The organism is Streptococcus sp. CM6, from assembly GCF_000526095.1.
Classification (GTDB): domain Bacteria; phylum Bacillota; class Bacilli; order Lactobacillales; family Streptococcaceae; genus Streptococcus; species Streptococcus oralis_BW.
Genome location: NZ_JATS01000004.1, coordinates 1 through 14,761 on the forward strand (window position 1 = coordinate 1; position 14,761 = coordinate 14,761).

Below are 14,761 nucleotides of genomic sequence, written 5' to 3' on the forward strand. Positions count from 1 at the left end.
AAAAGCCTGCTCAACCTGAGAAACCTGCTCAACCTGAGAAACCTGCTCAGCCTGAAAAGCCAGCTCAACCTGAGAATCCAGTTCAACCTGAACAACCTGCTCAACCGGAAATTCCAGCTCAACCGGAAAAGCCGACTCAACCTGAGAATCCAGTTCAACCTGAACAACCTGCTCAACCTGAGAAACCTGACCAGCCTGAAAAGCCAGTTCAGCCTGAGAAACCTGCTCAGCCTGAAAATCCGACTCAACCGGAAACTCCAGCGCAACCTGAGAAACCAATTACTTCTTCAAGTCCTGAGGAAGGAGTTAAAGACCTTGTCTTTACACTTCCAAGCTTGGAAATCGTCAATAAGGTCGTACCGTTTAAGACGATTCGTCGCGAAAACCCACAATTAGACAAAGGAAAAGAGCAAGTTCTATCAGAAGGGAAAGACGGTCTCTTAGTCGAGTATGTTGAAGTGAACGGTAACAATCGCAAGGTTCTCCAAACAGAAGCAACTCCAGCACAAGATCGAGTGATTGAGGTAGGTAGCAAACAAAGCTCAGTTGGAACAGAAGCGCCACCAGTTGTGACTCTTCCTGAGTATATTCTCCCAAGAGAGACTGAAAAACCTGCTCCAGTCGTAACAGATAATTCACCAGCAAAAGATGAAAAAGCTCCTGTTACAACTACAGTCAAAGAAGACAAGGAAAGACAACTTCCAGCAACTGGGGAACAAGAAGCAACTGCCTTCCTCTACTTGGCAGCAATCACTTCTATCTTGTCTCTCCTTATCTTCCAAAAGAATTTCAAAGACTAATAACCCTCTTTGATTGATTCTTTCTAATTATTCAGTTCCCCCGTAGAGAAGACCATCTGGTCTTCTCTTTTTTTCACGATCAACCTTGTGTGAAAAAATCCATAAAGGATCCCAAAATTTAATTGAACTTTTTATAAATTCACAGTACTGAACGCCCATATTTTTCTAGCCTCCTACTTACATAGTTTCCTCTAAAACTTACTCGAGCCATCTCCATTCACAGAATTCACTTTCATCACTTAGCAGGATAAATGCTTCTCAAATCAATTGTTATCCCTTAACGATCTATTATTTCATTTCAGATGACAAGTCTCCATCAATACCCTATATTTTATAGGCTAGAATACTAAAAAAGTTCAAGGGCATACTTTATTATTTATAGAAAAAATTACTTATAAATATTATGTAAATTGATTCTTAATAACGTTTAAAAGCGTCACTGATTTCTCAAGATAAAAAAATAGTCCAGAACAGTTGTTCTGGACTATTTCCTTTCCAATTACTTCCTAAGAACTAACTGAAAATCATCTGGCTCTATAATTTCTGTAGTGGGTAAAACTACTGTAGAAATTATGGAGCCTATTTTGTTGTAGAAAAAAAAGTCATATATTCTATCTCACCTTTTTCTTAGGCGATAGAAAATCAGAATCCTATGCTCTTCAATGGAAACATATCGATTTTTCAAAATCACAGATTCAGCTAATTCAAGCTTTAGATAGATATGGACAAGTAAAATCAACTAAGGGAAATAAGAAGACTATTTTCTCTATTTCTAATGACTTACTTCAACTTCTTACCTCTTGGAAAGAGCAACAAAAATATGAACTAGCAAAGTTTGGCATCATCAGTAATCCAGAACAATTTGTTTTTACATATATCGATACAAAAGGAAACATCAACAAGCCTTTACATGCTGACTATCTAAACAATAAAATGAAAAGCATCAGAAAGCGACATAAAGAGCTGGCACATGCTACACCTCATAAACTGCGACATACAGGAGCAACGCTTGCTAAACAAGCAGGAATGAGCTTAGAAGCTATTTCTGAAGCACTAACACATAGCGATACAGGTACAACTCAGATTTATGTCAATACTTCTAATATAGTTCCTATGGCAGTTGGTGAATTTGCTTTAAAGTCTCTAAAACAATAAGGTAAAAATAAGGTGAACTTTGAGGTAAACTTTTAAAAAAAACACGAAAAAAGCACCCATAAGGTAAACTTTTGAGTGCTTTGAAACGTTGATATAATCGTATTGATTAACGTTTTGAGAATTGTGATGCTTTACGAGCTTTCTTAAGACCTGGTTTCTTACGTTCAACTTTACGTGAGTCACGTGTAAGAAGACCTGCGCGTTTCAATGAATCGCGGAAGTCTGGGTCTACTTGAAGAAGGGCACGAGCGATACCGTGACGGATAGCTCCTGCTTGACCAGCGTATCCACCACCTACAACGTTAACGAAAACGTCGTATGAACCTACAGTTGAAGTAACTACGAATGGTTGGTTGATAACAAGACGAAGGTCAGCGTGTGGGATGTACTCTTCAACATCTTTTTTGTTAACAGTGATTTTACCAGTTCCTGGAACAAGGCGAACGCGTGCAACAGCGTTTTTACGACGTCCAGTACCTGCATATTGTGCTTGTGACATACTTTATTGTTCCTTTCCTTAGATAAGTCCTGAAATATCAAGAACTTCTGGTTGTTGTGCAGCGTGAGTGTGCTCAGCTCCAACGAATACTTTCAATTTCATACCTTGAGCGCGGCCAAGAGTATTGTGTGGAAGCATACCTTTAACTGATTTTTCGATCAAACGTACTGCATTTTTAGAACGAAGTTCACCAGCAGAGATTTGTTTCAATCCACCTGGGTGGTTTGAGTGAGTGTAGTAGATCTTATCAGTTGCTTTTTTACCAGTCAATTTAACTTTTTCAGCATTGATAACGATTACGAAGTCACCTGTATCAGTGTGTGGTGTAAATGTTGGTTTGTTTTTTCCGCGAAGTACGCTAGCAACAACTGCTGAAAGGCGTCCAAGAGGTACATCAGTTGCGTCAACAACGTACCATTTGCGTTCTACTTGGCCTGGTTTAGCCATGAATGTAGTTTTGTTCATGATTTCTCCTATATGAATATCGTTTTTGTTTACAGGGCGGATGTTCCGGTCCGCGGGGTATTTGAAAGGTTCCGGGGCCTTACAAATGGGGTAAACAATACCGTCTACTATCATACCAAATTTCACTACTAAAAGTCAATAGATATGAAAAATATTTTTGCCGATTTCAGTGTTTAACATCTAGAAAAACCTCGCTTTTGCGAGGCTCTCCTATTTGTAAGCTAAGGCACGTTTAAAGGTTTTCCAGATTCCCAAATCATCCGTTTGAAGGACTAGGCTAGCATACATGCGTCCGATAAAGGCTGTTGCAGTGACTGCAAAAACAACCGTTATGGCTAGAGAAATCCAAGCTTCCAGACCACTTGCATACCCATTTATAGCTCTAAATGGCATAAAGAAAGTCGAAATGAAGGGAATGTAGGAACCAATTTTCAAAACCAAATTATCCCCTGCAGCACCTAGAGCGGTCACTCCAACGAATCCTGCGATAATCAAGATCATCAATGGTGACAAGGCTTTCCCTGAATCCTCAGGACGAGAAACCATAGAACCTAGAAAGGCTGCCAAAACAACATACATAAAGAGACTAACCAAGACAAACAATAAGGTATTGAGCGAGAAGGCATCTCCTAGATGATTTAAAATACCAGATTGAGCCAAGATTGGTAGGTCTTTAAAGAGCAGAATCGCAGCCAGACCACCCACGACGTAAATCCCAATATGAGTCAAAATCACAAGAAGCAGAGCCAGCATGCGAGCATAGAAATAATGACTAGCTCGGATACTAGAGAAGACCACTTCCATGATTTTGGTTCCTTTCTCGCTAGCCACTTCCTGAGCAGTAACACTAGCATAGGTAATCAAAATCATATAAAGGAAGAAACCAAGCCCTGCGGCCGCAATGGTTTGGACAATTTTTTTGTTTTCCTTAGATTCATCAATCTTCTCAGTAAAGTCAACGGTTTGACTCAGGCGCTTTTCCTGTTCTTGGGACAAATTAGCCGCCGAGCGATTGAGTTGGTATTGCAGTTCGTTGAGCTTATTTGTTACAGCCAGCTTGATGCCACTTTCAAGAGAAGTTTCACCGTGATAGACGGCCTTGAGGACGCTGTCCTCTTGGTCAATGGTTAGGTAACCCTTGATTTTCTCATCCTTGATAGCAGCCTGGGCACTGGCTTCATCCTTGTAATCAAAGTTGATACCATTGGTACCCTTGAGCCCTTCTTCCACAGATGGCACTGTTGTTACTACTGCTATCTTGCTATTCTTGGCCATAGAAGACCCTTGGAGGTAGCCAATTCCTGCAGATAAGGCTAAAAAGAGGAACGGCGAAATCACCATAAAGAAGAAACTCCACGACTTGACATGTCGAAGATAGGTTTCCTTCATTACAATCCACATATTTCTCATACTTCCACCCCTGATTCTAGTTTAAAGATTTCATCGATTGTTGGAGCTTGTTGGTCAAAGGTCGCGATGTACTGACCTTGAGTCAGGATTGGGAAGAGTTCCCTTCCAGCGCTCTCATCATCTAGGATTAATTTCCAACTACCTTGCTTGGTTAAACTCACCTGTTTGACATGAGGAAGTTTTTCCAATTCTTCCTTGCTTCGTTCACTTGAAACAAAGAGACGCGTTTTCCCGTATTGATTGCGAACATCCTGAACTGGTCCATGCAAGACCACACGCCCATCACGAATCATCAGGATATCATCGCAAAGCTCCTCAACATTGGTCATGACATGGTCAGAAAAGATAATGGTCGCACCGCGCTCTTTCTCTTTCAAGATGACCTGTTTGAGCAACTCGGTGTTGACTGGGTCCAAACCACTAAAAGGTTCATCCAAGATAATCAAATCTGGTTCATGGATTAGGGTGATAATCAGCTGAATTTTCTGCTGATTCCCTTTGGAGAGGCTCTTGATTTTGTCGGTCAATTTGCCCTTCACTTCCAATTTTTCCATCCATTGAGGGAGTTTTTCCTTGACCTCCTTAGCATCCATGCCTTTTAGAGTAGCCAAGTAGCGAACTTGCTCAAGGACTGTCAATTTGGGCATGAGGCTACGTTCCTCAGGCAGATAGCCAATCCGAGCGTAGGTTTCCTGACGAATCTCCTGCCCATCCAGACTGATTTCTCCTTGATACTCCAAAAATTTCAACATACTGTGGAAAATCGTTGTTTTCCCAGCACCATTTTTCCCGACCAGCCCCAGAATCCGTCCTGGACTTGCTTGAAAATCGACACCAAACAAGACTTGCTTGGAACCGAAACTTTTCTCTAGATTTCTTACTTCTAGCATTTTCCACCTCCGAAATATGTTGCACTTATTATACTCCTTTTTGATAGCATTTACAACGTTTTATGTCCATTTTATCGATATTATTTATAGTAAAAATCTACCAAATCCAAGGTTTTTAAGCGCTCCAGTAATAGGTTTAGTATAGCTCATTAAAAATTGGATAGGGTGTCTTTCTCCTCAACTGTTGCTTTTCTCTTTTGAACTGTCCTTTTGAAACTAAAAAACCACCCCGAAGGATGGATTGATGAGTTAACGTACTTCTGCATTGACTTTTTCTTCGAGTGATGCTTGGATTTTTTCCATGTAGCGTGCGACTTCCTCGTCCGTCAAGCTGTCTTCTGGATTTTGGAAGGTCAAGCTATAGGCCATTGACTTCATACCAAGTCCCAATTTTTCGCCTAAGAAGACGTCAAAGAGTTTGATATCTGTCAAACGTTTCACGCCTGCAGCTCGGATAGCATCTACAACTTCTTGGTGAGTGACTTCTGCCTTGAGAAGTAGAGCAATATCACGACTAACCGCTGGGAATTTGGTGATTTCCACAAATGGAGCCGCAGGTTGAAGCGCAGCTTCGATGGCTGAAAGGTTGAGCTCCGCTACATACGTTTCTGGAATATCATAAGTCTTAGCAGTGACCGGATGCACTTGGCCAATGAAACCAAGAACTTGGTCACCGAGTGAAATCACGGCTGTACGTCCTGGGTGTAGACTTGCAATCTCAGCTGTTGCTGTATAAGTCACTTCAAGTCCCAGGCGAGTAAATAATGCTTCAAGGATTCCCTTAGCATAGAAGAAATCAACTGGAACTGCTGCCGTTTGGAAGTCTTTTTCTGCAACCAAGCCTGTCAAGGCAAAGGCAAAGCTGTTGATCTCGTTTGGTAGATCTTCTTTTGGATTACCCGTTTGCTCGAAGACTTTTCCAATCTCATAAAGAGCCAAGTTTTTATTCTTACGTGCTACGTTGTAGGCCACCGTATCAAGGATACCTGAGATCATATTTTGACGGAGGACTGAACGGTCCACTGTCATTGGCCACATGAGTTCTGTAAGGTTACTTGGTTGAGCCGTGAACTCAACTGCTTTTTCAGGCGTTGTTAGAGCGTAGGTAATGATTTCTGTCAAACCTGCTCCTTCAGCGATCGTACGAACTTGGCGACGCAATTTTTGTGTCGCAGTCAATTCACCAGCTGTACCATCGTCTTTTGGAAGACTAGTTGGCAAGCGATCATAACCATAGATACGAGCGATTTCTTCAAAGAGGTCTGCTTCGATAGTGATATCCCAACGACGACGGGGTACGCTGACTGTAAAGCTTTCTGCATTGCCAGAAAGACCAAAGCCAAGACGACGGAAGACATCTTCCACATCAGCATATGAAAGTTCCGTACCAAGAACACGGTTGACATCGGCAAGAGTTGAAGATACTTCTACATCTGAAGTGTCAAGCTCACCCGCTGAAACGATGCCCTTACGCACTGTCGCACCTGCAAGTTCTGCAATCATGCTAGCTGCAGCATCCAAGGCCTCATCGACTGTTGCCACATTAATCCCTTTTTCAAAACGAGAAGATGATTCCGAACGAAGGTTAAGGCGTCCACTAGTCTTACGAATGGATGTGCCATTGAAAACAGCTGCTTCTAACACAACGCGACTAGAATTTTCGGAGATTTCTGTAGCCTCTCCACCCATGACACCTGCAAGGGCTACTGGTTTGTCAGCCACAGTGATGACTAAGTCATTTGTTTCCAAGTCACGTTCTTCACCGTCCAAGGTCACCAATTTTTCACCAGCACGCGCTTCACGCACATGGATGTCATTGCCTTCAAAGGTATCCAAGTCAAAGGCATGCATAGGCTGACCAAAGTAGAGTAGGATATAGTTGGTTACGTCGACCACATTATTGATGGGACGGATACCTTCGTTCATGAGGAGATTTTGCAACCACTGTGGACTTGGTGCGATGGTCACATTGTCCAAGATACGGGCAGCATAGTATGGCGCCTTGTCTGTTTCAATCCCTACAGAAAGAGCATCTGCTGCACTTTCATTTGTTTCTGTTAAACTGAATTCCTTAAAGCTAACTGCCTTGTCATAGATAGCTGCCACTTCGTGCGCTACTCCACGCATAGATAGAGCATCTGCACGGTTTGGCGTGATGGAAAGTTCGATAATTTCATCATCCAAGTCTAGGTAAGAAAAGACTTCGTCCCCAGGAATAGCATCTTGAGGCAAGATTTGGATACCATCTGCGAATTCCTTTGGCACAACTGAGTCCGAAATACCTAATTCACCAAGTGAGCAAATCATTCCGAGAGACTCTAAGCCACGGATTTTCCCTTTTTTGATTTTGTAGTTGTCAGCGATACGAGCTCCTGGAAGAGCCACCATGACCTTGATACCAGCACGCACATTTGGGGCACCACAAACGATCTGACGGGCTTCTTCTTCGCCAACGTTAACCTGACAAACATGAAGATGAGTTTCTGGCACATCTTCGCAAGACAAGACCTCACCGACGACAATTTTTGAGAGACCGGCAGCCGGTGATTCGACACCTTCGACCTCGATCCCTGTAGTTGACATTTTTTCAGCCAACTCTTGTGATGGCACATCAATGTCCACCAATTCTTTTAACCATTTATAAGATACAAGCATAATTCTGATTGTAAGATCTCACCAAGTAAGACCTTTTCAATTCCTTTCTTTTTCTTCGAGTCAGTCCTCACCTTCTCATCGAGAGAAAATGACTAGGACTGTATAGGACTGTGTTTCAGGTTTCAATCTTATTTAAACTGTTCTGAGAAGCGGACATCCCCTTGGTAGAATCCACGAATATCGTTGATTCCGTAGCGGAGCATAGCTACACGCTCTTGACCAAGACCAAAGGCAAAACCAGAGTAAACAGTTGCATCAATACCACTCATCTCAAGGACACGTGGGTGAACCATACCAGCACCCATAATCTCGATCCAACCTGTTTTCTTACATACGTTACAGCCTTCTCCACCACACTTAAAGCAAGAAACATCCACCTCGACAGATGGCTCTGTGAATGGGAAATAGGATGGACGCAGACGAATCTGACGCTCTTCACCAAACATTTTTTGAACGATCAATTGAAGGGTTCCTTGAAGATCTGCCATAGAAATGTTCTTCCCAACAACCAAGCCTTCGATTTGGTGGAACTGGTGACTGTGGGTCGCATCGTCCGTATCACGACGGAATACACGCCCAGGTGAGATCATTTTCAAAGGACCTTTTGAAAAATCATGGGCGTCCATAGCACGCGCCTGAACTGGAGACGTGTGAGTACGGAGTAAGATTTCTTCTGTGATGTAGAAAGTATCCTGCATATCGCGAGCTGGGTGATCTTTTGGAAGGTTCATACGCTCGAAGTTATAGTAGTCTTGCTCCACTTCAAAACCATCCACGACTTGGTAACCCATCCCGATAAAAATATCTTCGATTTCTTCACTGGTTTGTGTAAGAACATGACGGTGACCAACCGCAACAGGACGACCTGGAAGTGTTACATCGATGCTCTCACTAGCAAGTTGAGCTGCGACTTTCTTTTCTTCCAAGAGTTTCGCTGTTTCCTCAAAGGCTGCTGTCAAGACATCACGAGCTTCATTAACGTGTTTCCCGATGACAGGGCGCATTTCAGCCGATACATCCTTCATCCCTTTAAGGATTTCAGTAAGCGACCCTTTTTTACCAAGGACAGAGACACGTAATTCTTGCATCTCTTTTTCATTTTCAGCAGTAATCTGCTTCAAGCTAGCCAGCGTTTCTTCGCGAAGCGCTTTTAATTGTTCTTCAATAGTTGACATAATTCCTCCATCAGTCGCTCGTAGATAAAAAGAAAACCACATGCCAAAAACTCCACTCGGAGCGTTGACACGCGGTACCATCCGTTTCATCTGACAAGTCAGACCTTCATTTCTAAATCCATGCGCAAGTGAATTCACTCAGCTTTCATATAGAGAGCTTGCAGTCCTGGCTCTCCTCCCTGATATACTTCCCTTGAGTTACTAGTCTTGCGGATTTCTATTCGATTACTACATAGTTTATCAAATTTTTAGTTAAAAAACAAGTTAGACCAGACTAATTTCAATATAAAAAGGAACAAGACGCAATGCACTATCTATTTGTAGGGCCTGTTTCATCTGCTTTCCTTTTCATTTCTTTCTCCTCAAGGGAATTCGATACTCACTTCTGCTTGCCTTTAAATCGCCATTGGAAGCGAAGCTTGTCATAGAAAGGAAATTCGATAAACAAGACTCCCAAGCCCACACAGAGACTGGCAAGAACATCTGATGGGTAGTGAACTCCCAGATAGACCCGAGATAGCAGCACACTGACTAGGTAGAGGCCAAGGACGATTTGCACGATTTTTCTCCAGACTGGATTTTTAATTCGCTGACTAAGGATAACAATCAAAGTCCCTACCATCAGCGTCACTGCCAGAGAATGCCCACTTGGGAAGGAAAATCCCTTCTCCTCGACTAGATGTAAGATAGCTGGTCGTGGGCGCTGGTAGATATTTTTAAAGGACACGATTAAAAGACCAGCTATTGCTAGATTTCCCGCCATGAAGAAGCTTTCTATCTTCCACTGCTTACGATAAAAGATAAAGGCTGCGATGGCAACCCAGGTGATAATCACCGGGATATCAATCAAATGCGTAAGGGCACGGAACAGAACTGTCAAATAATTTGGCAAGTCTCCACGAAGGGCAGTCTGAATCGGTTGATCAAAACCGACCAACGTTTCAGGATAGAATTTAACCATATAGCCAAGAAGGACGAAAAGTAAAAGGGCAAAACTGCCCTTCATTAAAAATGTTTGTTTATCTCTCATAATATTTTAAGGTTGGTTTTAAGAGGACATACAGCAACCAGAATGAAACGGCAAAGATTACACCCTCAATCAAGTTAAAAGGTAAAACCATGGTCATTAGGTAGTTGGAAAGTCCCAAAATTTTTCCAATATCAAAGTTGGCAAACTGCGCGTACAAAGGAACCGCATAAACATAGTTGAGAACCAACATAGCAGCAGTCAATCCAATAGTTCCCGCTAGAGATGCTAGTAGGAAACGAAGAGTGCTACGTTCCTTTTTCCAAATCAAACCAAAGGCGATAACAAAAACTCCCAAGGCTACGATATTCATTGGCAAACCAATGTAGGTATTCACGCCCTGGCTATTCAGAAGCAACTTCAAGAGTGAGCGAAGCAAGAGGATTCCTAGTGCAGCTGGCAAATCCATCACCACCAAGCCCACAAGGACTGGCAAGATACTAAACTCGATCTTGAGGAAGGCCGCCGCTGGCAAGAGCGGAAAGTCAAAGTACATCAGCACAAATGAAATGGCTGATAAAATCGCAATGGTCGAAAGTCGACGTGTGTTTGTCATAACAGGTTCCTCCAATTTTCTATAAAATCAGAAGAAGTTGGAAAGGATCCCTCTATCTATTCTCACTTTTTATATCCCAAAAGCTCCCTCTCACTCTTTTGAGCAAGCGGTTGCAATTCATCTATAAACTCATCAGAACAGACAAAGCTATTCTTTCGTCTTCTCCCATCCAGACTATACTGTCGGTTGTGGAATCGCACCACATCAGCTTGCGCTCGCGGACTTCTTTAACTAAGATATTTTGGATTAATCTAGGCGTCGCAGTCGAAGATAATACTTGAGTATATCGAGACAAGACAACGAAGAGTAAGCCAAAATAGCTAGTTAAGGTCACCGCCGGTCGGGAATCTCACCCAGCCCTGAAGACCCTTTAATCATAACAAAAAACGCTTGCAAGTGCAAGCATTTTGATTATTTCAATTTATCTGCTTCATAGGTGTGAACAAGATCAAGACCTGCAAAATTCTGCTGGCGAAGAGCCTCATATACAATCATGCAGACGGTATTCGAAACATTGAGACTGCGGACGTGTTCATCGTTCATAGGAATACGGAGTGCTTTCTCAGGATGTTCTCGCATAAAGTCCTCAGGCAAGCCCTTGTCTTCACGTCCAAAGAGAAAATAATGGTCCTCGTCAGTCGATAAATCTACCTCAGAATACACCTTCTCAGCAAATTTCGAAATCAGATAGAGTTTTCCCTTCATCTGAGACATGAAATCTTCCAAGCTGTCATAAAAATAAATATCTAACTTATCCCAATAATCTAATCCAGCTCGCTTCATCTTGCGATCATCAATAGGAAATCCCATCGGTTTGATGATGTGAAGGGGAGAATTGGTCGCAGCGCAAGTACGCGCAATGTTACCTGTATTTTGTGGAATCTGAGGTTCAAATAATACAATGTGATTTGTCATGACTTGCTTCCTTTCACCATTGCAAAAAAATAGCCACACTGCCCGGAGTCAAGCTCAGCAAACAGCGTGGTTAAGGCATCGTTAACTTACCTCACAACAGGTTTGAAGTAAATCAGCGAAGCTACTTTCTTAGTATAACACTTTCAGAATCATTGTCAATAGAAACGACTTGATTTTTTTACTTTTTTTGATAATATTTCCATACTTAGTCATTCTTTTTCTGAGAAAGGATATTAAATGAGCGAAATCACTTCATATAATAGACATTTCTATGAAAGGTGAGCAATTTTATCTTTGAAAACTTACAAAAAGTCTTTTCTTATCCTCTAAAATGGCTTGGTAAGTGCATTTTTTGCGAAAAAAGGGTATGATAGTTACATCATGAAAAAGTAGGGTTTTTATATGAAAATTGTCCTTGTTGGTGGAGGGAAAGTCGGTTTCGCCCTCTGTCGTTCACTGGTTGCAGAAAAACACGACGTTGTCCTCATCGAACAAGATGAGGCTGTTCTCGATCATATTGTCAGTCGCTTTGATATCATGGGACTCCTTGGAAATGGAGCAGACTTTGCTATCTTAGAGCAAGCCGGCGTTCAAGAGTGTGATATCTTTATTGCTCTAACGGAACACGATGAAGTGAATATGATTTCAGCAGTACTTGCTAAAAAAATGGGCGCTAAAGAAACCATCGTTCGAGTGCGAAATCCTGAATACTCCAATGCCTATTTCAAAGAGAAAAATATTCTTGGATTCTCACTTATCGTTAACCCAGAACTCCTAGCCGCCCGTGCTATCTCAAATATCATTGATTTCCCGAATGCACTCTCAGTTGAGCGGTTCTCAGGGGGACGGGTCAACCTGATGGAGTTTGTTGTCAAAGATTCCAGTGGTCTCTGTCAAATGCCAATCTCAGATTTTCGTAAAAAATTTGGCAATATCATTGTCTGCGCTATGGAACGAGACCATCAACTTATGATTCCGAGCGGTGATATCACCATTCAGGACAGAGATAGGATTTTTGTTACTGGGAATCGTGTGGATATGATGCTCTTCCATAACTATTTCAAATCACGTGCAGTGAAAAGCTTGCTCATCGTTGGTGCTGGAAAAATTGCTTATTACCTACTTGGCATTTTAAAAGATAGCCGTATTGACACTAAAGTTATCGAGATTAATCCTGAGAGAGCTCGTCTCTTCAGTGAAAAATTTCCAAATCTCTATATCGTACAGGGAGATGGAACTGCCAAAGATATCTTGCTTGAGGAAAGTGCTCCCAACTATGATGCAGTTGCAACTTTGACTGGGGTTGATGAGGAAAACATCATTACCTCTATGTTCTTAGACCGTGTTGGTGTCCATAAGAATATCACCAAGGTGAATCGAACTAGCCTTTTAGAGATTATCCATGCACCTGATTTTTCAAGTATCATCACACCCAAAAGCATTGCAGTGGATACCATTATGCACTTTATCCGTGGTCGAGTAAACGCCCAATACTCAGACCTTCAAGCCATGCACCATCTAGCAAACGGTCAAATTGAAACTCTTCAATTCCAAATCAAGGAAGCTAATAAAATGACTGCCAAACCTCTTTCACAGTTGAAATTGAAAAAAGGGGTTCTCATCGCAGCCATTATCCGAAAAGGAAAAACAATCTTCCCTACTGGAGAGGATAGACTTGAGGTAGGAGATCAGTTACTCGTGACGACTTTACTACCAAATATCACCAAGATTTATGATCTGATTGAGAGGTAAAAGATGAATAAAAGTATGATTCGTTACCTCCTCTCAAAACTTCTCTTGATTGAGGCGGTTCTCCTCCTAGTACCCGTTAGCGTAGCAACCTATTATCAAGAATCTAGCCAAGTATTTACAGCTCTCTTTACAACAATTGGAATTTTAATACTTCTTGGTAGCTTGGGAATTTTACGGAAACCCAAAAATCAGCGAATTTATACTAAGGAGGGAGTCTTAATCGTCGCCCTCTGTTGGATTCTATGGTCTTTCTTTGGAGCACTTCCCTTTGTCTTTTCAGGACAAATCCCAAGCGTCATCGATGCCTTCTTTGAAATCAGTTCTGGTTTTACAACTACAGGAGCGACCATTCTGACAGATGTCTCAGTTCTCAGCCGTTCCCTCCTCTTCTGGCGAAGTTTTACTCACTTGATTGGAGGGATGGGGGTACTCGTCTTCGCGCTTGCCATTATGGACAATGCCAAGAATAGTCACTTAGAGGTGATGAAGGCTGAGGTCCCTGGGCCTGTCTTCGGTAAGGTTGTATCCAAACTGAAAAATACCGCCCAGATTCTCTATCTGCTTTATTTAGGGCTCTTCTCACTTTTTGTAGTCATCTACTATCTAGCTGGTATGCCCCTATTTGATAGCTTTGTCATCGCTATGGGAACGGCAGGAACCGGAGGCTTCACCGTCTATAACGACGGAATTGCCCACTACGGCAGCTCACTCATCACCTATCTCGTCAGTATCGGGGTTCTGGTTTTTGGGGTTAACTTCAATCTCTACTATTACCTTATGCTCCGTCGGGTTAAGGCTTTCTTTGGAGATGAAGAACTTCGCACGTATGTAATCATTGTCCTAGTTTCTACCGGCTTGATTACGCTCAATACGCTCCATCTCTACCAAGGTGTCTCTAAGAGCTTTGAAATGGCCCTCTTTCAGGTTTCCAATATCATCACAACAACTGGTTTTGGTTATGGAGATATCACCAACTGGCCCCTCTTCTCCCAATTTATCCTCCTCTTCCTCATGGGAATCGGTGGATCTGCTGGATCAACCGCAGGTGGACTCAAAGTTATCAGAGGGCTCATCCTTTCAAAAATTGCAAAAAATCAGATCTTGTCCATCTTATCTCCTCATCGCGTATTGACTCTACATGTCAATAAAACTGTGATTGATAAGGATACCCAGCACAAGGTCCTAAAATATTTTGTCATTTATGTGATGATTTTACTGTCACTTATCTTCATTGTCAGTCTAGATAACAATGATTTTCTAGTTGTTACCAGTGCTGTCTTCAGTTGTTTCAATAACATCGGACCTATTCTAGGTACAACTTCTAGTTTTGCTATCTTTAGTCCCATCTCTAAAATACTTCTCTCATTTGCAATGATTGCAGGTCGCTTAGAGATTTATCCCATTTTGCTTCTCTTTATGAAACGTACCTGGTCCAAACGCTAATTATAATACAACTCCCCCT

At 42.1% G+C, this 14,761-nt stretch carries 12 protein-coding genes, 1 pseudogene and 1 riboswitch; of the genes and pseudogenes, 4 read left to right on the top strand and 9 right to left on the bottom strand.

The features are described from left to right. Together HMPREF1516_RS00715 and HMPREF1516_RS09695 are read left to right on the top strand one after the other, a co-directional pair. On the top strand, nt 1-800 hold an 800-nt coding region (locus tag HMPREF1516_RS00715; protein ID WP_033605584.1), incomplete at its 5' end, for an LPXTG cell wall anchor domain-containing protein. Nucleotides 801-1,406: 606 nt separating this feature from the next. Continuing rightward, nucleotides 1,407-1,955: pseudogene (locus HMPREF1516_RS09695) on the top strand (site-specific integrase); the annotation flags it as partial. 106 nt (nt 1,956-2,061) lie between these two features. Here HMPREF1516_RS09695 and rpsI read toward each other — a convergent pair. From rpsI to HMPREF1516_RS00765, 9 genes are all read right to left on the bottom strand, one after another. Next, complete coding sequence (gene rpsI / locus HMPREF1516_RS00725) at nt 2,062-2,454, bottom strand: 30S ribosomal protein S9 (protein ID WP_033585534.1); 393 nt, start codon at nt 2,452-2,454, stop codon at nt 2,062-2,064. Nucleotides 2,455-2,472: 18 nt separating this feature from the next. After that, nucleotides 2,473-2,919 (bottom strand): 50S ribosomal protein L13, encoded by a 447-nt coding sequence (rplM, locus tag HMPREF1516_RS00730; RefSeq protein WP_001044624.1) that lies wholly within the window; start codon nt 2,917-2,919, stop codon nt 2,473-2,475. Nucleotides 2,920-3,129: 210 nt separating this feature from the next. Next, nucleotides 3,130-4,329, bottom strand: a complete 1,200-nt coding sequence (locus tag HMPREF1516_RS00735) for an ABC transporter permease (protein WP_033585533.1) — start codon at nt 4,327-4,329, stop codon at nt 3,130-3,132. After that, nucleotides 4,326-5,219 (bottom strand): ABC transporter ATP-binding protein, encoded by an 894-nt coding sequence (locus HMPREF1516_RS00740; protein WP_000895273.1) that lies wholly within the window; start codon nt 5,217-5,219, stop codon nt 4,326-4,328. The genes HMPREF1516_RS00735 and HMPREF1516_RS00740 overlap by 4 nt, the downstream gene beginning before the upstream one ends. Nucleotides 5,220-5,468: 249 nt before the next feature. Further along, nucleotides 5,469-7,874 (bottom strand): phenylalanine--tRNA ligase subunit beta, encoded by a 2,406-nt coding sequence (pheT, locus tag HMPREF1516_RS00745; protein ID WP_033585531.1) that lies wholly within the window; start codon nt 7,872-7,874, stop codon nt 5,469-5,471. A 128-nt stretch (nt 7,875-8,002) separates the two neighbouring features. Further along, complete coding sequence (gene pheS, locus HMPREF1516_RS00750) at nt 8,003-9,049, bottom strand: phenylalanine--tRNA ligase subunit alpha (RefSeq protein ID WP_000103747.1); 1,047 nt, start codon at nt 9,047-9,049, stop codon at nt 8,003-8,005. Nucleotides 9,050-9,428: 379 nt separating this feature from the next. Next, nucleotides 9,429-10,079, bottom strand: a complete 651-nt coding sequence (locus HMPREF1516_RS00755; protein WP_002876867.1) for a phosphatase PAP2 family protein — start codon at nt 10,077-10,079, stop codon at nt 9,429-9,431. Further along, nucleotides 10,069-10,632, bottom strand: a complete 564-nt coding sequence (locus HMPREF1516_RS00760) for an ECF transporter S component (protein ID WP_000185817.1) — start codon at nt 10,630-10,632, stop codon at nt 10,069-10,071. Before HMPREF1516_RS00760 ends, HMPREF1516_RS00755 begins: the two co-directional genes overlap by 11 nt. 153 nt (nt 10,633-10,785) lie before the next feature. Further along, nucleotides 10,786-11,003: riboswitch (FMN riboswitch) on the bottom strand. A gap of 40 nt (nt 11,004-11,043) precedes the next feature. Beyond that, nucleotides 11,044-11,547 carry a tRNA (cytidine(34)-2'-O)-methyltransferase gene (locus HMPREF1516_RS00765; protein WP_000181354.1) on the bottom strand — a complete coding sequence of 168 codons (504 nt, stop codon included), beginning with the start codon at nt 11,545-11,547 and terminating at the stop codon, nt 11,044-11,046. Nucleotides 11,548-11,949: 402 nt separating this feature from the next. Between HMPREF1516_RS00765 and trkA the strand changes: the two genes are divergently transcribed. Together trkA and HMPREF1516_RS00775 are read left to right on the top strand one after the other, a co-directional pair. Beyond that, on the top strand, nt 11,950-13,299 hold the full coding sequence (gene trkA, locus HMPREF1516_RS00770; RefSeq protein WP_000706803.1) for a Trk system potassium transporter TrkA: 1,350 nt from the start codon (nt 11,950-11,952) through the stop codon (nt 13,297-13,299). Between the two features lie 3 nt (nt 13,300-13,302). Next, on the top strand, nt 13,303-14,742 hold the full coding sequence (locus tag HMPREF1516_RS00775) for a TrkH family potassium uptake protein (protein WP_001043439.1): 1,440 nt from the start codon (nt 13,303-13,305) through the stop codon (nt 14,740-14,742). The last annotated feature ends 19 nt before the right edge of the window (nt 14,743-14,761 follow it).